Annotated in this window: 19 protein-coding genes, 1 other RNA gene and 1 pseudogene; 16 read left to right on the top strand and 5 right to left on the bottom strand. The window is 63.0% G+C overall.

Features of this window, described 5'->3' with window-relative positions:
* Positions 1–76: 76 nt before the first annotated feature.
* The 7 genes from J5I97_RS16675 (at position 77) to hslU (ending at position 5,682) form a co-directional block, all read left to right on the top strand.
* Entirely contained in the window at positions 77–475 is a 399-nt protein-coding gene (locus J5I97_RS16675; RefSeq protein WP_208587711.1) for a YbaN family protein, read from the top strand.
* Positions 476–514: 39 nt separating this feature from the next.
* Positions 515–769, top strand: coding sequence for an LPS translocon maturation chaperone LptM (gene lptM / locus J5I97_RS16670; protein WP_208587710.1), 255 nt, complete (start codon positions 515–517; stop codon positions 767–769).
* On the top strand, positions 759–1,610 hold the full coding sequence (gene dapF / locus J5I97_RS16665) for a diaminopimelate epimerase (RefSeq protein ID WP_208587709.1): 852 nt from the start codon (positions 759–761) through the stop codon (positions 1,608–1,610). Before lptM ends, dapF begins: the two co-directional genes overlap by 11 nt.
* Positions 1,610–2,296, top strand: coding sequence for a DUF484 family protein (locus J5I97_RS16660; protein WP_208587708.1), 687 nt, complete (start codon positions 1,610–1,612; stop codon positions 2,294–2,296). The genes dapF and J5I97_RS16660 overlap by 1 nt, the downstream gene beginning before the upstream one ends.
* A 56-nt stretch (positions 2,297–2,352) precedes the next feature.
* Positions 2,353–3,270 (top strand): tyrosine recombinase XerC, encoded by a 918-nt coding sequence (xerC, locus tag J5I97_RS16655; protein ID WP_208587707.1) that lies wholly within the window; start codon positions 2,353–2,355, stop codon positions 3,268–3,270.
* A gap of 381 nt (positions 3,271–3,651) precedes the next feature.
* Complete coding sequence (gene hslV / locus J5I97_RS16650) at positions 3,652–4,203, top strand: ATP-dependent protease subunit HslV (protein ID WP_208587706.1); 552 nt, start codon at positions 3,652–3,654, stop codon at positions 4,201–4,203.
* A 111-nt stretch (positions 4,204–4,314) separates the two neighbouring features.
* The gene (gene hslU, locus J5I97_RS16645; protein ID WP_208587705.1) at positions 4,315–5,682 is read left to right on the top strand and encodes an ATP-dependent protease ATPase subunit HslU; all 1,368 of its coding nucleotides are present in this window, start codon (positions 4,315–4,317) and stop codon (positions 5,680–5,682) included.
* A gap of 290 nt (positions 5,683–5,972) precedes the next feature.
* Here hslU and J5I97_RS16640 read toward each other — a convergent pair whose 3' ends face one another.
* The 4 genes and pseudogenes from J5I97_RS16640 to J5I97_RS16625 all read right to left on the bottom strand — a co-directional run bounded on the left by J5I97_RS16640 (position 5,973) and on the right by J5I97_RS16625 (position 9,679).
* The gene (locus J5I97_RS16640) at positions 5,973–6,428 is read right to left on the bottom strand and encodes a nucleoside deaminase (protein WP_208587703.1); all 456 of its coding nucleotides are present in this window, start codon (positions 6,426–6,428) and stop codon (positions 5,973–5,975) included.
* Positions 6,425–6,927, bottom strand: a pseudogene (locus J5I97_RS16635) (GNAT family N-acetyltransferase). The gene J5I97_RS16640 and the pseudogene J5I97_RS16635 overlap by 4 nt, the downstream one beginning before the upstream one ends.
* Before the next feature lie 26 nt (positions 6,928–6,953).
* Complete coding sequence (locus tag J5I97_RS16630; protein ID WP_208587702.1) at positions 6,954–8,033, bottom strand: HlyD family secretion protein; 1,080 nt, start codon at positions 8,031–8,033, stop codon at positions 6,954–6,956.
* Positions 8,030–9,679 (bottom strand): MFS transporter, encoded by a 1,650-nt coding sequence (locus J5I97_RS16625; RefSeq protein WP_208587701.1) that lies wholly within the window; start codon positions 9,677–9,679, stop codon positions 8,030–8,032. Before J5I97_RS16625 ends, J5I97_RS16630 begins: the two co-directional genes overlap by 4 nt.
* Positions 9,680–9,766: 87 nt before the next feature.
* On the opposite strand from J5I97_RS16625, the gene ubiE reads away from it, so the two are divergent.
* The 6 genes from ubiE (at position 9,767) to J5I97_RS16595 (ending at position 15,477) form a co-directional block, all read left to right on the top strand.
* Positions 9,767–10,528 (top strand): bifunctional demethylmenaquinone methyltransferase/2-methoxy-6-polyprenyl-1,4-benzoquinol methylase UbiE, encoded by a 762-nt coding sequence (ubiE, locus tag J5I97_RS16620; RefSeq protein WP_208587700.1) that lies wholly within the window; start codon positions 9,767–9,769, stop codon positions 10,526–10,528.
* A 193-nt stretch (positions 10,529–10,721) separates the two neighbouring features.
* On the top strand, positions 10,722–11,612 hold the full coding sequence (locus J5I97_RS16615; RefSeq protein WP_208587699.1) for a GGDEF domain-containing protein: 891 nt from the start codon (positions 10,722–10,724) through the stop codon (positions 11,610–11,612).
* Positions 11,613–11,686: 74 nt separating this feature from the next.
* Positions 11,687–13,648, top strand: coding sequence for a M1 family metallopeptidase (locus J5I97_RS16610; RefSeq protein WP_208591792.1), 1,962 nt, complete (start codon positions 11,687–11,689; stop codon positions 13,646–13,648).
* Between the two features lie 264 nt (positions 13,649–13,912).
* A complete protein-coding gene (locus J5I97_RS16605; RefSeq protein WP_208587698.1) occupies positions 13,913–14,632 on the top strand; it encodes a hypothetical protein in 720 nt (239 codons plus the stop codon).
* Between the two features lie 14 nt (positions 14,633–14,646).
* Positions 14,647–15,258 (top strand): HAD family hydrolase, encoded by a 612-nt coding sequence (locus J5I97_RS16600; RefSeq protein WP_238135565.1) that lies wholly within the window; start codon positions 14,647–14,649, stop codon positions 15,256–15,258.
* A gap of 143 nt (positions 15,259–15,401) precedes the next feature.
* Positions 15,402–15,477, top strand: a non-coding RNA gene (locus tag J5I97_RS16595) — sX9 sRNA.
* A gap of 114 nt (positions 15,478–15,591) precedes the next feature.
* Here the strand turns inward: J5I97_RS16595 and J5I97_RS16590 are convergent.
* Positions 15,592–16,524, bottom strand: coding sequence for a carbohydrate kinase family protein (locus tag J5I97_RS16590; protein WP_208587696.1), 933 nt, complete (start codon positions 16,522–16,524; stop codon positions 15,592–15,594).
* Between the two features lie 283 nt (positions 16,525–16,807).
* Here J5I97_RS16590 and J5I97_RS16585 point away from each other — a divergent pair, with 283 nt between their 5' ends.
* The 3 genes from J5I97_RS16585 (at position 16,808) to mreD (ending at position 19,737) form a co-directional block, all read left to right on the top strand.
* Positions 16,808–17,854 (top strand): rod shape-determining protein, encoded by a 1,047-nt coding sequence (locus J5I97_RS16585; RefSeq protein WP_208587694.1) that lies wholly within the window; start codon positions 16,808–16,810, stop codon positions 17,852–17,854.
* 159 nt (positions 17,855–18,013) lie between these two features.
* Positions 18,014–19,255 carry a rod shape-determining protein MreC gene (gene mreC, locus J5I97_RS16580; protein WP_208587692.1) on the top strand — a complete coding sequence of 414 codons (1,242 nt, stop codon included), beginning with the start codon at positions 18,014–18,016 and terminating at the stop codon, positions 19,253–19,255.
* The gene (gene mreD / locus J5I97_RS16575; RefSeq protein ID WP_208587690.1) at positions 19,252–19,737 is read left to right on the top strand and encodes a rod shape-determining protein MreD; all 486 of its coding nucleotides are present in this window, start codon (positions 19,252–19,254) and stop codon (positions 19,735–19,737) included. The genes mreC and mreD overlap by 4 nt, the downstream gene beginning before the upstream one ends.
* Position 19,738 lies beyond the last annotated feature (1 nt).

Here is a 19,738-nt window from a genome sequence, read left to right as displayed (position 1 = left end):
AGCTTGCCACTGTCTGGGTTAGCCGCTCTTAGACCAGGACGCGCCTCTCCTGCCACGCTGGCCGTATCATTTGCCCATGATGCGACCGACTCGATTCCGCTGGGCTTGGTGGTTGCTGGCTTACGTCAGCCTGACGACCGGCATTGTCGGGATCTTCGTGCCGGGATTGCCCACCACCGTCTTCATCCTTATTTCCGCCTGGGCGGCCTCGCATGGCTCCGAACGCCTGCACACCTGGCTGCTCTCGCATCCGCGCTTTGGCCCGGCCATCGTCGAATGGCAGACCTATCGCGCGGTCAGCCGGAAGGCCAAATGGATGGCGACAGGAATCATGACCATCTGTGCGTGCATCATGCTGTGGTGCATCCCGGTGCTCTGGGTCAAGTGCCTGTCGATTGGCAGCATGGCCGTGGTAGCGATCTGGCTATGGCTGCGCCCTGAGCCGCCGCCACGTGCGCTGCCTGCGCAGCACTGAGCGCACGGCAGTCAGGGTGTTCTGGCTATACTTCGGCCCATGATTATCATGTCCCGACAGTCTGCTCGCCTCGCACTGGTTGGTGCGACCTTTGTCCTGCTTGTCGCCTGCGGTAACAAGGGCCCGCTGGTGATGCCGCAGAAGCCGGTGCCGGTGGAGGCCCAGCCCACACCGCCGCCGCCGGGTGCGCCGCAATCGCTGGATGAGTCCGCACCAGCGGCTGCGCCGGTCGACAACGACACCAAACCCGCGCCCACCACCAACTATCCCGCTAGCAGCGGAAATGAGCGCTGAGGCTAGCAGCGGGCGTCTGCGCTTCACAAAAATGCATGGCGCCGGCAACGATTTCGTGGTGCTGGACTTGCGCGACGGCACGCCGCCGCCGGATGCGGCGCTGGTCGCGCACTTGGCCGATCGCCACTTTGGGGTGGGCTGCGATCAGATCCTGACCATCGAAGCCCCGCGTAGCAGCGGGCCGGTAGCCGCCTACGGCATCTGGAATTCCGACGGCTCGGCCGCGCGCCAATGCGGTAACGGCGCGCGCTGTGTCGCGGCATGGTTGGTGCGTGACGGCACCGCACAAGGCGATCGGTTCATCATCGACAGCCCGTTTACTGCGCACGCAGTGGAGCGTCTGGATGAGGGCACCTATTCGGTTGCGATGGGCGTGCCGCAATTCGCGCCCCCGCAGATTCCGTTGGCAGGGTTTGCACGTGCGCGCGAGGAATACGCGCTGCCGGTGCACGGCGAGACGTTGCGCTTTGGCGCGGTATCGATGGGCAACCCGCACGCGGTGGTCGAAGTCGGTCGTGTGGATGCGGCGCCGGTAGAGCGCGTGGGCACGCTGCTGCAGCAGAATGCGGCGTTCCCCAATTCGGTCAATGTCGGCTTCGTCCAGGTGGTGGATCCGACGCATGTTCGCCTGCGCGTGTTCGAGCGTGGTGTCGGCGAGACGCTGGCCTGCGGCAGCGGCGCGTGCGCGGCCGCCGTGGTGCTGATGCAGCGCGGTCGCGTCGAGCGCGACGTACGGGTGTCGTTGCCGGGCGGCGAGCTGCGTATCGGCTGGCCTGGGGATGAGCAAGAGGTGGTGATGTCCGGCCCGGCCGTGTTCGTCTTCGATGGAGAATGGAACTGATGAGCGAGAACACGGACAAATTCGGCGCGCACGAAGTCGCCACCTGGCTGCGACGCCACCCGACCTTCCTCAAGCAGTTCCCGGATCTGGCGGTCAGCTTGCTGGTGCCGCGCGACGACGGCCCCACCGCTTCGCTGGCAACCTATCAACTCGAAGTGTTGCGCGACAAGAATCGCGAGCTGTCGCGTCGCTTGCATGAGTTGGGCAGCAATGCGCAAGACAACGAGCGACTGGCGGTGCGCACGCATCAGCTCACCCTGGCGCTGATGCGCCAGACCAGCGCGGCCGACACGCTCAAGGCGATGGCGGCCTCGCTGGCTGAAGATTTCAACGGCGAACTGGTGCGCCTGGTGTTGCTGACGCCGGTCGCCGGCCTGGAGGCAGAGTGGCTGCAGATCATCGCCGCCGATGACGCGCGCCTTGCGCCGTTTCGCGACTGCCTAAGCCATGGCGAACCGATATGCGGCCGGTTGCAGGCTGAAAAACACGCACTGCTGTACGCCAAGCAAGCGACAGAGGTGCAATCCACTGCATTGTTGCCCCTGTCCGGCGTCGGCCTGATTGCGGTCGGCAGCAGCGATGCCAACCGGTTCTATCCCGGCATGGGCACGCTGTTCCTGCGCATGATAGGCGAATCGCTGAGCGTGGCATTGCAGCGCTTCGATGCCGGCTGCGGGGCGGGTTGATGCGTGTGGTCAGCAGTGGGTGGCTGCGCTGATGGCGCGTCGTCAGGGGCTCTAACGTGTCGTCGGTCGAAGACTTTCTGTCGTATCTGCGGGTCGAACGCCAGGTCTCGGCGCATACGCTGGACGCCTATCGACGCGATCTTGCTGCATTGGCGGGTTGGGCGGCTGACCAGAAGAGTGGAGATGGCACGCAGTCGGATGTCGCGCAACTGGACAGTGCGCAGCTCAATAGCGAGCAATTGAGGCAGTTCGTCGCCGCCGAGCATCGACGCGGCTTGTCGCCCAAGAGTCTGCAGCGTCGGCTGTCGGCATGTCGCAGTTATTACGCCTGGTTGCTCAAGCACGGCCACATTGCGGCTAGCCCGGCAGCGGCGATGCGTGCGCCCAAAGCGCCACGCAAATTGCCGCAGGTGCTGGATGCGGACGAGGCCGTGCGCCTGGTGGAAGTGCCGACCGATGCGCCGCTGGGCTTGCGTGATCGCGCTTTGTTGGAATTATTTTATTCGTCCGGCTTGCGCCTGAGCGAGCTGTGCGCGCTGCGTTGGCACGATCTGGATATGCACAGTGGCCTGGTCATGGTGCTGGGCAAGGGCGAAAAACAGCGCCTGGTACCGGTTGGCTCGCATGCGATCACCGCCTTGCGTGAGTGGCAACGCGACAGTGGCGGACGTGCCGAAACGCACGTGTTTCCCGGTCGTGCCGGAGGCGCGATTTCGCAACGTGCGGTGCAGATCCGCATCAAGCAACTTGCAGTGCGTCAGGGTATGTTCAAGGACGTGCATCCGCACATGCTGCGGCATAGTTTTGCCAGTCATATCCTCGAATCGTCCGGCGATCTGCGTGGCGTGCAGGAACTGCTAGGTCACTCGGACATCGCCACCACGCAGATTTATACGCATCTGGATTTCCAGCATCTGGCCAAGGTGTACGACGCCGCGCATCCGCGTGCGAAGCGTAAGAAAGCTGCTGAGTAAGTGGTGGGTGTGGCGGGTGGGCAACCATCTTGCGCAAATATCGCTAGGCGCGGATCAGTGCTCTTGAAGCGTTTTTGCGAGCATAAAGGGGCATTTAAGCAAATGACGCGTGATGTCAGCCTGCTCAAAACCGCCCGCCTGCACTGATTCGTTGCCAACGTTGCCGGCTGCGCGCATCAGCGCCTGCTGTCTTGGGCGTGAGCGCGCTGCATCAACCTGCGTCGGCGGCGATCGATGCATTTGGTCCTCGCCAAGAGCGCAAACCTGATGTCGCGGGATGTGTTTCAGGCATGCGTGAGCCGGTCGGCTGCGTCGCATCGCCGCAGCGCGCTTGAACCCGGCAGGGGCGTCCCCACCTCATTGGAAACCCTCGGAGGACTCATGGACCCCAGCCAGAATCCCAATATCGTTCACGCCACCACCATCATTTCGGTTCGGCGTGGTGGGCGTGTGGCCGTTGCCGGCGATGGCCAAGTCACCCTCGGCCACACCGTCATGAAGGGCAATGCGCGCAAGGTGCGCAGGCTCGGCCGCGAGGGTCAGGTGCTGGCCGGTTTTGCAGGCGCTGCCGCCGACGCGTTCACGTTGTTCGAGTTGTTCGAAGCCAAGCTCGACAAACACGGTCAGTTGACCCGTGCAGCGGTGGAGCTGGCCAAGGATTGGCGCACCGAGCGCCGCCTTGGCAAGCTTGAAGCATTGCTTGCCGTTGCCGACAAAGAGACCTCGCTGATCATCGGTGGGACCGGCGATGTGATCGAGCCGGAAGACGGCATCATCGCGATCGGTTCGGGCGGCTCGTACGCCTTGTCCGCCGCACGCGCGCTGCTGGCGCACACCGAACTCGATGCCAAGACCATCGCAACTGAAGCGATCAACATCGCCGGCGATATCTGTATTTATACCAATCGCAATGTGGTGGTTGAGGAGCTGTGAATCGGGATTCGGCAGTCGGGATTTGGGATTTGCCAATGCAATCCTGATGTCTGATCGCCGCCCGCACATCTCGGTCCTTCCTACTCCGCTTTTACCAATCTCGAATCCCCAATGCCCAACATCGATACCGCCACCATGACTCCGCGCGAAATCGTGCAGGAGCTCGACCGTCATATCGTTGGCCAGCACGATGCCAAGCGTGCGGTCGCCATTGCGCTGCGTAATCGCTGGCGCCGGATGCAGTTGCCCGAAGACCTGCGCAACGAAGTGATGCCCAAGAACATTCTGATGATCGGTCCGACCGGCGTCGGCAAGACCGAGATCGCGCGACGTCTGGCGACGCTGGCCAACGCGCCGTTCGTCAAAGTCGAAGCCACGCGCTTTACCGAAGTAGGCTATGTCGGCAAGGACGTGGAGCAGATCATTCGCGATCTGGCCGACACCTCGGTCAAGTTGTATCGCGAGCAGGCCAAGGTGCGCGTGCGCAATCAGGCCGAAGAGCGCGCCGAAGACCGCATCCTGGATGCGCTGCTGCCGCAGCGTGCGGCCGGGATTGGTTTCGACCCTGAAGCTGCGCGCAACGAGCCGTCGTCGCAAGAAAACGAAACCCGCATCAAGTTTCGCCGCATGCTGCGCAATGGCGACCTGGACGAACGCGAGATCGAACTGGACGTCGCGGTCAATGCAGGCATGGACATTATGACTCCGCCGGGCATGGAAGAAATGGGCCAGCAACTGCGTCAGATGTTTTCCAGCCTGGGGAGCGGAAAATCGCAGAAGCGCAAGCTGACCATCAAGGCTGCGCGCCCGCTGCTGATCGAAGAAGAGGCCGGCAAGCTGGTCAACGAAGACGACGTGCGTGCGGCGGCGATCGAAGCCTGCGAGCAGCATGGCATTGTGTTCATCGACGAGATCGACAAAGTTGCCAAGCGTGGCGAAGTTGGCTCCAACGGCGGCGATGTCAGCCGCGAAGGCGTGCAGCGCGATCTGCTGCCGTTGGTGGAAGGCTCCAACGTGTCGACCAAATACGGTACGGTCAAAACCGACCACATCTTGTTCATCGCATCAGGCGCATTTCACCTGGCCAAACCCAGCGATCTGATTCCCGAATTGCAGGGCCGCTTCCCGATCCGGGTGGAATTGACTGCGTTGACCAAGGCCGATTTCGTACGTATTCTCACCGAGCCAAAAGCGGCGTTAATCAAGCAGTACGAAGCCTTGTTGCAGACCGAAGGAGTGACGCTGACTTTTGGCGCGGATGCGGTGGAGCGACTGGCCGAGATCGCCGCGCAGGTCAACGAGCGGCAAGAAAACATCGGTGCGCGTCGCCTGCACACGGTGCTGGAGCGTTTGCTAGATACGCTGAGCTATGAGGCGCCCGATCGCGATGGGCAAACTGTCACCGTGGATGCGGCCTATGTGGACGCACAGCTTGGCGAACTGGTGCAGGATCCGGACCTGAGCCGTTACATCCTCTGACGTTGCTGCACGGCAGTGTGCGTATCGGATGGGCAAAGACCCGCCAGAAGATGGTGGGTCTTTCGTTATCAACTGTCATTGTGATCAGTGCAGGTACTGGCGCAGATTGGCGCTGTAGCGCTGGATTTGTATGGGGCCTGATTGTGCGTAGGCGTGAGTGATGGGAGCGGTGAGTGCCGGCTACTGCTGTTGGTCTGATGGCTGCCCGCGTTCCTGCAAAAAACAGCGGCCATGCGTGACCTTGTCGCCATAGGCAAACACCGGTCGCCGGGCCGTCTTGCACCGGTTGCTCAGTCCTGACCGATATCTTCGTTCCACATATCCGGATTGGCTGAAATATAGCCACTAAGCAACTCGATGCATTCCTGGCTCTGCAGGTCGATCACGTTGACGCCATGCTCGCGCAACCAGGCGATTCCCCCCTGAAACGTAACCGATTCGCCGATCACCACCGTGCCGATATTGAACTGGCGCACCAGCCCGCTGCAGTACCAGCACGGTGCCAGCGTGGTGACTATGATGGTTTCCTTATAGCGGCGCTGACGGCCAGCCTTGCGGAAGGCGTCGGTCTCGCCATGTACGGACGGGTCGTTTTCCTGCACGCGGCGGTTGTGACCGCAACCGAGCAAGCGGCCATCGTTGTGATAAAGCGCCGCGCCAATCGGGATGCCGCCTTCGGCCAGACCCTGGCGGGCTTCGGCAATGGCGGTGTCGAGCAGGGCGCGGTAGTCGGGAGTGGTGATCATGCAAGCTCCTGGTTGGCGGCGTCGGCATGACGCAGCATGTCGATGTGGGGGATGCCGTCTCCCAGATACCCTGCGGAAGACGGCGTAAATCGTGTGCGGCATAGAACGCTTGTAGATGCGCTTGCGCGCCGAGTTGTAGGGCGCTACGAGGCCGCACCCGCCGCACCCCTTCCCTCCGCAATGCATGCGCAAGATCGCGGCCACGCTGAGAGGCAGCGATCGCCACGCGGTGTTGTGATCGCTCGATGCCCGGCTCAGGGTAACTGACGCACGGCGGCAACATGCGTAGATAGGCAGTCAATGCATCGTCGTCAGTGCTGCCAAGCAGATGCAGCACCCCCGGCAGCGTGTCCTTGCCGTCCAGCTCCGGAGATGCGCACTGTTGTTCCATCACGAACACATCCGAGCGCAGCCGCAACAGCGCATACAGTTGCGTGGTGCTTGGTTCGTCGACGCGCAGATACTGCCAGCGCAGTGATGGTGAGGGCGAAGAAAACATCGCCGCACGATAGCGACTGCATCGTCTCAGTCGACCGCGCTATTGGTATCGATCGCCACCACCACCGACATGCCGGGGCGCAGGCGCGGCGCCAACGGCTGGTCGGGATCGACGCTGATGCGCAGCGGAATGCGCTGAGCGATCTTGACGAAATTGCCAGTGGCGTTGTCGGCCGGCAACACGCTGAATTCCGAGCCGGCCGCCGGGGAAATCTCCTGCACACGACCGTGCAGGCGTGCGTTGTCCAACGCATCCACGCTGAAGCTGGAGCGCTGCCCGACACGGATCCTGGACATTTGGGTTTCCTTGAAGTTGGCGACGATCCACAGCGTGTCCGGCACCAGCGACATCAGCTGCGTGCCGTTGGTGACATAGGCGCCATGACGCACGCCGAGTTGACCGAGCTGCCCATCGCGCGGGGCAAGAATGCGCGTGTTGTCGAGGTTGATCTGGGCTAGTTGCACGGCGGCCTGCGCGTTGGCGACGGCCGCTTGCAGCGCGGCGCGATTGACGGTGACGCTGCGTGCGTTTTCTTCGGCGGCCTGCACCGCGGCACGGGCCTGCGCGACGCTGGCATCGGCCTGCGCATGCGCAGCGAATGCGGTGTCGCGATCCTGCTCCGAGACCAGCTGCTGGCTGGCCAGTTGCTGGATGCGCGCATATGCCGAACGGGTGCGGTCGCGTTGCGCCTGGTTGCTGCTCAGTGTCGCGCGTTGTTCGGCAATGGTCGCATCGGCGCTGTGCCGTTGCTGTTTCCAGTTGGCGAGATTGGCTTGCGCAGTCTGTACTTGCGCCTTGGCCTGTTCGAGTTGCTGGGCATAGATGCGGTCGTCGATCTTGGCCAGCAACTGGCCGGGCTTCACGCGCGCAAAATCCTGCACCGGCACCTGCGTGACATAGCCGCTGACCTGCGGTGCGATCACCGTGATCTGCCCGTGTACCATCGCGTTCTCGGTGTGCTCGATGGCACTGACGAACGGCGGCAGCCGCCACGCATACAACACCAGTGCCACGCCGAGCAGGGCAAGCCCGCCGAAGCCGATCACGCCACCGATGCGGCGGCGGCGTTGCTCGGCGATGGCTGTGGTGTCGGCAGGTGTATTCATGGGCGCGCAGTGGAAGCAGGAGGAGGGAGCGACCGGGGTGGGCGCAGATAGCGTTGCCATACCAGCACGGACAGGATCCATAGCCCGGTGGCAATGGAAATGCAGCCGATCAGCAGAAAAACATCGTTGTAGGCAAGCACGTTTGCTTCGCGCGTGGCCACGCTGCTCAATGCACGCACGCCTTGGGCCTGGCGCTGTGCGGGGTCGCCGATGCTGCGGCCATACAGGCTTGCGTAGGCCTGCACGCGCGCGGCCACTTGCGGGTCGGTCGACACCAGATGCTCGACCAACTGGCTGGAATGGTATTTCTCGCGCACCACCTGCACGGTACCGAGCAGGGCGCTGCCGAGCAGGCCGCCCATGTTCTGCGCCATGCCGAACAGCACGATGAAACTGATCAGATTGCCCGGCTGCGCAATCACCCGGCCGATGCCGGCCACCATCGCCGGGCCGATGAAAAACGTACTGCCGAACGCCAGCAGGAACTGGCTGACATACATTTGCTCCGGACGCGTGAGGCTGGTGGCATTGGCGTCCATCAAGCAGCCGATGCAGATGGCGGCGACCGCGATGATCAGATGCTCGGCAACCCGCGCCGGATTGATCAGCCAGGTACTGGCGGCCACGCCGACCACCGCGCCCAACAGCATTAGCGCGAACAAGGTCTGCAGTTGCGTGTTGGCCAGCCCCAAGGTCTGGAAGAAGCCAATCGCGCCGGTGCTTTGCTCCGACAGCACAAGCCGGATCAGCAGGATCGCCAGGCCCAACCGCAATAGGTCCGCACTGGCCAGCCAACGCGTGTTGATCATCGGGTTGCGGCGGTTGTGTTCGATCCACGTTGCTGTGCACAGCAGCACGATGGAGGCGGCCAGCACCACGCCCAGCCACGGCGCGCTGGTCCACCACAGCAATCGCCCGAGTGAGAGCACTGCGGCCAAGCCGGCCGAACCGGCCGCAAACAGGCTGAAAGTGAAAAAATCCAGCGGCTCGAACACGCGATAGCGATCACTCGGCGGCAGCTTGAGCGCCAGCACGCAGGCCAGCGCGAACACTGCCAAGCCACACTCGAACAGATACAGGCCTTGCCACTCGCCAAATTCCAGCAAATCGGTTGAGAACACCCGCGCCAACGGCAGCGCCAGCTGAGTCAGGCCCAACCCGGTGACCACCGCCTTGAGCCGGTACTTGGCCGGAAACGCCTGAATCACGTAATACAGCCCCAGCGAACCGAGCGCCGCCCCGACCAGCCCATGCGCGGCACGCACCGTAATGGCCGAACTCAGGCTGTGCACGAATAGATGCGCAAAGGCAATGACCGCATACAGCGCCAGAAAGATCTCGGTAAAGAGGCGCAGCCCGAACTGCTGGCGAAACTTCACCAGCAGCAGATTGGCCGACATGTTGGTCATCACGTAGGCGGCCGGCAGCCAGGCCATTTCGGTGGCATAGGCGCCGAGCGTGCCTTGCAGGTAGGTCAGGTTGGCGGTGACCAGCGCGTTGCTCAGCCCGCCGGTCAGCGCCACCACCCCGCCCACCAGCCCATACTGGATGCGCCGCCTGGTGGGGTGCAGCGGCGTGGAAGCCGACCCGGGCAGGGTGGGCTTCTCGTGGGGCTGCCAGTCGCGCTGGACGTACTTGTCGCGCACTGAATGCTCGCAGGGCTCGTCTCAGTTGAGACAATGATTGTGATCCGGTTGCGGTCATGGTGGCGTCAGCAGTGCGATAATCCGGCCATGAGCGAATCTCCCTATACCTCCGGTACCACGCATTTCGGCTTTCGCGATGTCGCTGCCAAGGACAAGCAGAAGCTGGTCGGCGAAGTGTTCACCTCGGTCGCGCGCAACTACGACCTGATGAACGATCTGATGAGTCTGGGCGTGCACCGCGCGTGGAAACGCTATTTCGTCGCGACCGCACAGGTGAAGCCGGGCGATCGCGTGCTGGACCTGGCCGGCGGCACCGGCGACATCGCCGTGCTGCTCAGAGCGCGCGTGGGCAACGAGGGTGCGGTGGTGCTGGGCGATATCAACGCCGGCATGTTGACGGTGGGCCGCGACCGCCTGACCAACCGCGGGCTGGTGTCCGGGTTCGATTATGTGCAATGCAATGCCGAGGCGCTGCCGTTCCCGGATCAGAGCTTCGATCTGGTGACCATTTCCTTTGGCCTGCGCAATGTCACCGACAAAGACGCCGCGTTGCGCGAGATGTATCGCGTGTTGAAGGTGGGGGGGCAGGCGCGCGTGCTGGAATTTTCCGAAGTCACTGCCGACTGGTTCAAGCCGATCTACGACTTCCACTCGTTCAAGATCCTGCCGAAGCTGGGCCAGCTTTTCGCGCGCGATGCCGACAGCTATCAATACCTGGCCGAAAGCATCCGCAAGCATCCGCCGCAGGAATCGCTCAAGGGCATGATGGGCGATGCCGGGTTTGCGCGTTGCCATTACAAGAATCTGACCGGCGGCATCGTGGCGATCCACTCCGGCTACAAGATCTGACCCGATACGCGCCCCCCGATTGAGTTCGGTGCGTGTAACGCGCGCCGAACTTCGTGCGCACATCGCGCATGTGTTCGCTTGCTGTGCCGTTGCTGTATGCACGCAGGCGCGCACCAACGAATTTCTGAGACTTCTGTCCCCTTGGCTCCACGCACTGTCGGCGACACTAGGCGCCCTTTTGCCGGAGAGTTGGATGCGCTTGTACGCTGGGCTCTCGCGCGTGTTTCCTCGCTCCTTCAGCGCTAAGCTACTGGTGGTGATCTTTGCCGGCATCTATCTGCCGCTGTTGTTGTTGATCGCGTGGGTGGCATTGCAAAACGAGTTGGGTGAGTGCCCGCTGTGGTCGGTGGTGATCGTTGCGTTGCTGGCCACCTTGGCCGGCGCTGCGTTGACGCTTTCAGCGCTCTATCGCTTGTTGGCGCCGCTGCGCATCGCCGCCGATGCGCTGGACACGTATTACGCCGATCAACGCTTGCCTACCTTACCCGAGCATGGCGACGATGAGCTGGGGCGTCTGCTGCGTAGGATCAATCGCAGTTTGCGGGGCATCGATGCGAGCATGCGCGATCTCAAAAAGCATGCGTTGTTCGACCCGCTGACCGAAGCCTTGAACCGTCGCGGCTGCGAACAGGCGATGCGCGAATCGATGACCGCCTCGCAACGCGAAGGCTGGCCGTTCGTGTTGTTCGTGCTGGACATGGATAACCTCAAACCGATCAACGACCGCTTAGGGCATCTGGCCGGCGATCGGGTGCTGGTGCGGCTGGTGGAATCGGCGTACGGCTGGCTGGGCGCACAGGACTGGATCGGACGCTGGGGCGGGGACGAATTCTTGATCGGCATCCATGCCAGCGAAGACGAAGCCACGCTCAAGTTCAACCAATGGCTGTCAATACTCGAACGCGAAGATGCCGATGAAGCGCCGTTGCATGTGAGCGCTGGCAGCGCGATCTGCGAGCAGGGTCTGGATGCGACCGAGCTGTATCGGCGCGCCGATGCGGCGATGTATCGCGCCAAGTTCTCCGGCGGCCGGCGTCTGGTGCGCGATGGGCATGATACGCCGCGCAGTCATCCGGTAACCTGAGCAACCAGCGATGGCACGGGCAGGCATTGGCCAAGAGCGCTAAAGTGCTCAATTGCCTCGCTGTGGTGCCGTCGATGCGCTTCTCGTTCCTGTCGCTGTCTCTGGCCGTGTCCATCGCGCTGGCCAGCTGTTCCAACGATTCCCCGCCGCCGGCGTCCACTGCCGCCGCGCCGGCCGCCACCGCCACCGCTCCCGTGAAAGCAGACGCCCGTAATCAAGACGAAAATTCGTACGCGCAGCCGCGTTTGGTTGCCATCAAGGATCTGGCGCTGGATCTGAAGTTGGATTTCGACGCCAAGCGGATCGGCGGCACCGCGACTTACACGCTGGAGTGGAAGGACAAGGCCGCCAAGCAACTGGTGCTGGACACGCGCGAGCTGAGCATTGCGCAGGTGCAGGCCGATGACGGCAAGGGCGCACTGTCGCCGCTGCAGTTCGCATTGGCGCCGGCCGACAAGACCCTCGGCAGCAAGCTCACCATCGAGGCGCCCAACCAGCCGACCAAGGTGGTGATCACCTATCACGCCGCACCGACCGCCTCAGGCCTGCAGTGGCTGGAGCCATCGATGACCGAAGGCAGGCAGCTGCCTTTCATGTTCAGCCAGTCGCAGGCCATTCACGCGCGCAGCTGGGTGCCGCTGCAGGACACCCCTAGCGTGCGTTTCACCTATAGCGCGCATGTGATCTCGCGCCCGGATGTGATGGTGCTGATGAGCGCCGACAACGACCCCAAGGCCGCGCGCGATGGCGATTACAGCTTCAAGATGCCAGAGCCGATTCCCTCGTATCTGCTGGCGATTGCAGCAGGCGATGTGGTGTTCAAGCCGATTTCCGCGCGCTCGGGCGTGTGGGCCGAGCCGGCGATGGCCGCAAAGGCCGCCAAGGAATTCGAAGACACCGAGAAGATGATCGGTGCCGCCGAAAAACTCTACGGCCCGTATCGCTGGGGCCGCTACGATATGCTGGTGTTGCCACCGTCGTTCCCGTTTGGTGGCATGGAAAATCCGCGGCTGACCTTCGCCACGCCGACCGTGATCGTCGGCGACAAGTCGCTGGTCTCATTGGTCGCGCACGAATTGGCGCATAGCTGGTCCGGCAACCTGGTGACCAATGCCAGCTGGAAGGACATCTGGCTCAACGAAGGCTTCACCACCTACGTGCAGAGCCGCATCACCGAGGCGCTGTACGGCGCGGAGATGGCCGAGATGGAGCGCGAGATCGACCAAGGCGATTTGCTGGCCGAGGTGAAGGACATGCCGCCGGCCGACCAGGTATTAGCACTGCCGTCGCTGGCCGAGCGCGACCCCGAAGAAGCCTTGAATCACGTCGCCTACGTCAAGGGTGCGTGGTTCCTGCAGTTCCTGGAGCAGCGTGTCGGGCGCGAGGTGTTCGACCCGTTCTTGCGCGGCTGGTTCGACGATCATGCCTTCCAGAGCGAGACTACCGACCAGTTCGTCGATTATCTGCAGAAGAACTTGCTGGCCAAGCATCCCCACGCGGTGAGCGTGGCCGAAGTGGATGCATGGTTGACGCAGCCGGGCATCCCGGCATTCGCCAGCAAGGCACGTTCGCGCAGCTTCTCGATCGCGGACACCGCACGCATCGCCTGGAGCGGCAGCGGCATGCTGCCCAGCCAGCAGGTCACCAGCGAATGGGGCACGCAGGAATGGGTACATTTTCTCAGCGGCATTGGCGCGACCTTGAAGCCGGAGCAGCTCAAGCAGCTGGATGACGCGTATCACTTCACCGGCACGTCGAATGGCGAAATCGCGATGCGTTGGTATCCGCTGGCGATTCGTAGTGGCTATACCGCCGCGCGCGCGGCAGCAGGCCAATTCATCGAACGCGTCGGTCGCCGCAAGCTGGTGCTGCCGATCTATGCCGAACTGTTGAAGACACCGGACGGCATCGCCTTCGCCGAACAGGCGTTCGAAAAGGCCAAGCCCGGCTACCACCCGATCACCACCGCCTCGGTGGCTGAGATGTTGGCCAAGGCCAAGGCTGCGGCGCCTGCACCGACACCGGCACAGCAATGAACTGCTGCGGAAAGCTGAGCAGTAAATTCAAACAATGAGTTCAGACAAAAAGGGAGCCGCGTGCTCCCTTTTTGTTCGACGCGTGCATTGCGATATGCGCCGCGGGCTTGGCTCTGGTCGCGCCATGTGCGCGACGCGCCCCGTCAGGGACATCCTCGCGCACGTTGCATCGCACCGCACTCCGAACGCCTGCAGTCATGCAGGCGATCTGCAACGGCAGGCTGTTATCGTTGCCGCTGTTTTCCATGCCTTCCGGAGTCGACGATGAAGTATCTGCTGAGCACGGCCTTATGCGTCGTTGCCCTGACTGCCTGCACCGATCGCGACGCGCAACGTCAGGCGCAGGTAACCGCCCAGGCGCAGACCAAAGAACTCCAAGCCGATGCGCTCGCCAAGCAATACGATGAAGCAGTCAAGGCCGAGCAATGGGACATGGCACATGCGCATGGCGCCGCACTGCTGGAGGGCTACGCAGGTACCGCTGCGGCCGCGCGCGTCCAGCCCGGCTACGCCGCCATCAAGGTCAAGGGTGAGCAAGCGCGCGAACTGCGTCGCATGCAGGCGTTGTGGCAGTACTCGCAGGTGCCTGCCAAGGGCGGCACCCAGCGCTCGGCGATGATCGATGCCAAGCAGCGTGTGGACGTGGATGGCAGCGGCCCGAAGCCGGTGAGCCTGGTGTTCCGCGATCACCCGCAGTGGAAGCGCCATAGCTATCTCGTGCTCAAGGCTGGCGACTTCAATTGCTATGGCGGCTGCAAGGTGCAGGTCTCGGCCGATGGTGGCGCGCCGCGCGCGATGGCCGCACATCGCCCAGATACCGACGAAGCGATCGCGATGTTTATCGACGACGACAAGGCACTGTGGAAGTTGGTGCGTAACGCCAAGCGCATCAGCGTCGCTTTCCCGGTGAAAGCAGGCGGCACGCGCACGGCAGAGTTCGAAGTGGGCGGCTTGGATGCCACGTACATGCCGGGCTGGAAGTAGGCATGGATGGCGCAATGGCCAGTTCAGTACGTCCGGCGTTGTCCGACTACCGCCACTGGGTCTTCGACATGGACGGCACGCTGACCGAAGCCGTGCACGACTTTGCCCTGATCCGCCAGGCGTTGGAGATCCCGCCCGAGGCCGACATCCTGCATCACCTGGCATCGCTGCCAGCCGACCAAGCCGCATCCAAACACGTGTGGTTACTCGACCACGAGCGTGCACTTGCGCAGGCAGCACGTGCTGCGCCAGGCGCGCTGGAGTTGGTGCGTGCACTGCAAGCGGCCGGATGTCGGCTTGGCATGCTCACCCGCAACGCACGCGAACTGGCGAAGGTCACGTTACAGGCGATTGGCCTGGACGATGCGTTCGCCTGGGACAATATCGTCGGTCGCGACGAAGCTGCACCCAAACCTGCACCTGACGGCCTGCAATATTTCGAACGACGTTGGTCGGTGGATGGCGCGGCATTGGTGATGGTCGGCAACCACCACAACGACCTTGCCTGCGGCCGCGCCGTCGGCGCCTGCACAGTGCTGGTCAACACCCCAGGCGACCCCTGGCCTGGCTTTGCCGATTGGCGCCTGCACGATTGCATGCAGTTGCTTGTGCAGTGGAAAGGCTAGGCGTTCAGCCCCGGCATTGATGAGCGCGTTCAAAACCTGGGATCAAACACAGGGGGCGAAAGGCTGATAATCGACGCTAAGAACGGCTAACAAAACGACTGCGCTCACCGCCAAGCGGGCGCCGGCCGGTGCTCGGAATCGGCATGTACCAGACGTACACTCCGGTTTCTGCGCGCCGTGAGCACCCACCTGACGACTGCTGGCTACGTTTTGTTAGCCGCTCTTAGCACAGGCGAATCGAATGTGGACCGTGCCGTCTCAACGTGCCTCTAAACTCGCAGCGACGCGCATTACAGCGTTGGCTCTGCGGCTGTGCCTCTGTGAGTGCTGTACTCAAAGCGCATACCCAAACTGCTGCTTGAACTGGTCGTTGAACTCGGTGAAATCAAACCGTTGATTCTGAGTGCCAGGATGCTCCACCTTCAAAGCGCCCATCAGATTGCCCATGCGCCCGATCGTCAGCCAGTCGTAGCCGCCCTGGATGCCGTAGATCAGGCCGGCGCGGAAAGCGTCGCCGCAGCCGGTGGGGTCGACCACGCGGCGCTCATGCGCCGGCGGGATGTCGTAGGTCTTCTCCGGCGTATGAAGCAACGCGCCCTTCGGCCCTTGCGTGGTGATGTAGGCCTGCACGCGCGCGACGATGTCCTTTTCGTTCCAGCCGGTACGTTCCTGCAACAGGTTGGACTCGTAGTCGTTGACCACCACGTAGTCGGCCTGCTCGATGAATTGGCGTAGCTCCGGGCCGTTGAACAATGGCATCGCCTGGCCGGGATCGAAGATGAAAGGGATCCCGGCTGAAGCGAACTCTTCCGCGTTCTGGATCATGCCTTCGCGCCCGTCCGGGCCAACCAGGCCCAGGGTCACGCCCGGCACATCTTTCACGTGGTTTTCGTAACTGCGCATCATCGCGCCTGGATGGAACGCAGTAATCTGGTTGTTGTCGTGATCGGTGGTGATGAAGGCCTGCGGGGTGAACAGGTCATCGATGATCTTCACTCGCGACAGGTCGATGCCCAGTGTCTGGAAGTGCTCGCGATATGGGCCGAAATCCTGGCCCACTGTGCCCATCGGGATCGGCGCGCCGCCGAGCAAATGCAGGTTGTAGGCGATGTTGCCGGCGCAGCCGCCAAACTCGCGGCGCATGCGCGGTACCAGGAACGACACATTCAAGATGTGCACCTTGTCCGGCAGGATGTGATTCTTGAACTGGTCAGGGAACACCATGATGGTGTCGTAGGCGAGGGAACCACAGATCAGTGCGGACATCGAGTCAGGCCCTTGCGTAAAGAAATACCCGCCAGTTGCCGGCATGGCGGCGGGACGGCCAACGCCGCGGCGCAAAGGGTAACGGCTGCGAACGATCAGGGCCACAACCGCGTGTCATGCCCGGCGTGACCAGCACATAAAAACGGTGCCGGGATAACCGATTTTTCCTTGCCCGTACCGGGGGGGGTTGCTAGGCTAGCGGACTTCGTTTTATGCCCACTTTCGACTAGTTGTTTCTTCATTGTCGACAGGGCGAGCGACTCTCTCAGGAACGATTCCCTCGATGTTCAAGAAACTCCGCGGCATGTTTTCCAACGACCTGTCCATCGACTTGGGCACGGCCAATACGCTGATCTACGTTCGCGGGCAGGGCATCGTGCTGAACGAGCCATCGGTGGTTGCGGTGCGCCAGGACCGCGCGATCGGCGGCACGCGATCGGTGGCGGCAGTCGGTGCTGAGGCCAAGCAGATGCTCGGTCGCACCCCCGGACACATCACCACGATCCGCCCGATGAAGGACGGCGTCATCGCCGACTTCACCTATACCGAAGCGATGCTTAAGCACTTCATCAAGAAGGTACACAAGTCGCGCTTCCTGCGCCCAAGCCCGCGCGTACTGGTGTGCGTGCCGGCCGGTTCCACCCAGGTCGAGCGCCGCGCCATCAAGGAATCTGCGGAAGAGGCCGGTGCGCGCGACGTGTATCTGATCGAAGAACCGATGGCTGCGGCGATCGGTGCCGGCATGCCGGTGACCGAAGCGCGCGGCTCGATGGTCATCGACATCGGCGGCGGTACCACCGAAGTGGCAGTCATTTCGCTCAACGGCATCGTGTACTCGCAGTCGGTCCGCGTGGGCGGCGACCGTTTCGATGAGTCGATCACCAATTACGTGCGTCGTAACCACGGTATGTTGATCGGCGAAGCCACCGCCGAGCGCATCAAGTTGCAGATCGGTTGCGCCTACCCTCAGGACGATGTACAGGAGATGGAAATTTCCGGCCGTAACCTTGCCGAGGGCGTGCCGAAGATGATCAAGATCAACTCCAACGAAGTGCTCGAAGCGCTGCACGAGCCGCTGTCGGGGATCATTTCCGCGGTCAAGCTGGCCCTGGAGCAGACCCCGCCGGAATTGTGCGCCGACGTCGCCGAGCGCGGCATCGTGCTTACTGGCGGTGGCGCATTACTGCGTGATCTGGACCGCCTGATCTCCGAAGAAACCGGCCTGCACGTGCAGGTGGCCGACGACCCGCTCACCTGCGTCGCCCGCGGCGGTGGGCGTGCGCTGGAGCTGGTGGACATGCATGGCAATGAGTTCTTCGCGCCAGAGTGAGTGCTTGGGGAATCGGCATTCGGGATTCGCAAAGCGGTCCCCTGCCTCCGACCCTGACCGGTTGCGGTGCAGTTCCGCTTGTGCAAGTCCTAGCCGTACCGAGAGCAGCCAACCGCTCTTGTACTCCCCAATTCCCACTCCCCCGTCCCGGCCCTGAAAGTGCCCTCCTACGCCGGTCCTCCCGTCGCCTCCCGTCCGGGCGAAGTCACCTCCACGCTACGGCTGCTGGTTTATCTGGTATTGGCGATCGTGTTGATCGCGCTCGATAGCCGCGGCGGTTGGTTGAGCCAAGTGCGCATGCAGGCCAATCTGCTGATCCAGCCGATCTGGGCGGTGGCCGGGCTGCCGGGGCGAATTGGCTCGCAGGTGCGCGACAACGCCGCCACACACGCACAATTGGTCGAAGAAACCCGCGGTCTGCGCAATCAATTGCTGGTGGCCAATGCGCGGCTGACCCGGCTGCAGACCGCTGCGCTGGACAACGCGCAGTTGCGCGAACTGCTCAACGTGGCCGAGCGCCGCGGCCTCGACGTGCAGCTGGCGCCGATTCTGGATATCGATCTGGATCCTACCAGGCAACGTCTGCTGCTGAATGCCGGCAGCCGCGATGGCGTACTGCTTGGCCAGGCTGTGATCGATGCTGGTGGCCTGATGGGCCAGGTGATCGAAGTGACGCCGCTGCATTCCACCGTGCTGCTGCTGACCGACCCCGACCACGCCGTGCCGGTCAGCGTGGCGCGCAACGGCGTGCGCCTGATCGTCTACGGTCGCGGCGACCGGCTCGAACTGCGCGACATCCCGTTGAGCGCCGGCGTGCAGGTAGGCGACGACATCGTCACCTCCGGTCTGGGGGGCCGCTTCCCGGCCGGCTTCCCGGTCGGCAAGGTCTCCAAACTGCATCCAGACGACACCCACGCCTTCCTGGTCGGCGAACTCACCCCCGCCGCCAAGCTCGATCGCGGCCGCGATGTGCTGTTGCTGCGTGCCGGTAAACCGCTGCGCGTGGTGCCGGGAGTCGGGAATGCTGGGGCGGGAATGGGCAACTGCAACTGCAACGGCGCTGCACCGATGCCGTCTTCGATGCCGACCGGACAAGCGGCGGCCCCCGTTCCGACGCAGGGACCTGCTCCTGCCAAGCTGTCGGGAATCGGGAATGGGAAATCGGGAATGGTTACCGGCAACAGCGCTGTGTCGATCCCAGCATCGCGATTGACAGGACAAGGCGCAGCACCCGCATCGTCGCAGGGTGCTGTTGCTGCCAATTCGCCACTCCCGATTCCTGATTCCCGGCCCCGCAACAACCAGGGCGCAGCAACTGCACCGCCGCAAAGCATCGCTCCTGCCCAATCTCCAACCCCCAACTCCCAATCCCGTTCGTCCCCATCGGAGACGGACCAATGACCCGCATGCGCAACACCTGGATCCTGCCGGCGAGCATCCTCATCGCGTTGGTGCTGGGCTTGCTGCCTTTGCCGATGGTGGTACAGCCGCTGCGTCCTTACTGGCTGGCCCTGGTGCTGGCGTATTGGGTGATCGAGAAGCCGGATCGGGTCGGCCTGGGTATCGCTTTCGTGGCCGGCGTGCTGGCCGATCTGCTGTACGGCGGGCTGCTCGGCGAGCAGGCGCTGCGGCTGGTGATCATGACCTTCATCCTGCAGCGCTTCCGCGCGCGGATGCGCTTTTTCCCTGTGTCTCAACAGGCGTTGGCGATCGGCGGGCTGCTGCTTAACGACCGCATCGTCTCTTCGGCGGTGCATCTGGTCGTCGGCGAGCCGACCCTGCCGTGGAGTTACTGGTGGGCGCCGCTGCTTGGCATGGCGCTGTGGCCGCCGTTGTTCGTCTTGCTGGACGCGGTGCGGCTGGGCAAGCGGAGCAAGACGTAAG

The organism is Xanthomonas fragariae, assembly GCF_017603965.1.
In the GTDB taxonomy this organism is placed as follows: Bacteria; Pseudomonadota; Gammaproteobacteria; order Xanthomonadales; family Xanthomonadaceae; genus Xanthomonas; species Xanthomonas fragariae_A.
The sequence above is the reverse complement of the archived record's forward strand: the minus strand, read 5'-3'. Positions and strand labels throughout refer to the sequence as shown.

Excerpts from the sequence above, each read along its gene's own strand:
- hslV (WP_208587706.1), top strand. The coding sequence starts at position 3,652 with ATGGACCCCAGCCAGAATCCCAATATCGTTCACGCCACCACCATCATT.
- J5I97_RS16615 (WP_208587699.1), top strand. The coding sequence starts at position 10,722 with ATGCGCTTGTACGCTGGGCTCTCGCGCGTGTTTCCTCGCTCCTTCAGC.
- J5I97_RS16585 (WP_208587694.1), top strand. The coding sequence starts at position 16,808 with ATGTTCAAGAAACTCCGCGGCATGTTTTCCAACGACCTGTCCATCGAC.
- lptM (WP_208587710.1), top strand. The coding sequence starts at position 515 with ATGATTATCATGTCCCGACAGTCTGCTCGCCTCGCACTGGTTGGTGCG.
- dapF (WP_208587709.1), top strand. The coding sequence starts at position 759 with ATGAGCGCTGAGGCTAGCAGCGGGCGTCTGCGCTTCACAAAAATGCAT.
- J5I97_RS16660 (WP_208587708.1), top strand. The coding sequence starts at position 1,610 with ATGAGCGAGAACACGGACAAATTCGGCGCGCACGAAGTCGCCACCTGG.
- mreD (WP_208587690.1), top strand. The coding sequence starts at position 19,252 with ATGACCCGCATGCGCAACACCTGGATCCTGCCGGCGAGCATCCTCATC.
- J5I97_RS16640 (WP_208587703.1), bottom strand. The coding sequence starts at position 6,428 with ATGATCACCACTCCCGACTACCGCGCCCTGCTCGACACCGCCATTGCC.
- J5I97_RS16630 (WP_208587702.1), bottom strand. The coding sequence starts at position 8,033 with ATGAATACACCTGCCGACACCACAGCCATCGCCGAGCAACGCCGCCGC.
- J5I97_RS16590 (WP_208587696.1), bottom strand. The coding sequence starts at position 16,524 with ATGTCCGCACTGATCTGTGGTTCCCTCGCCTACGACACCATCATGGTG.
- hslU (WP_208587705.1), top strand. The coding sequence starts at position 4,315 with ATGCCCAACATCGATACCGCCACCATGACTCCGCGCGAAATCGTGCAG.
- J5I97_RS16610 (WP_208591792.1), top strand. The coding sequence starts at position 11,687 with ATGCGCTTCTCGTTCCTGTCGCTGTCTCTGGCCGTGTCCATCGCGCTG.
- J5I97_RS16675 (WP_208587711.1), top strand. The coding sequence starts at position 77 with ATGATGCGACCGACTCGATTCCGCTGGGCTTGGTGGTTGCTGGCTTAC.
- J5I97_RS16600 (WP_238135565.1), top strand. The coding sequence starts at position 14,647 with ATGGCCAGTTCAGTACGTCCGGCGTTGTCCGACTACCGCCACTGGGTC.
- ubiE (WP_208587700.1), top strand. The coding sequence starts at position 9,767 with ATGAGCGAATCTCCCTATACCTCCGGTACCACGCATTTCGGCTTTCGC.
- J5I97_RS16605 (WP_208587698.1), top strand. The coding sequence starts at position 13,913 with ATGAAGTATCTGCTGAGCACGGCCTTATGCGTCGTTGCCCTGACTGCC.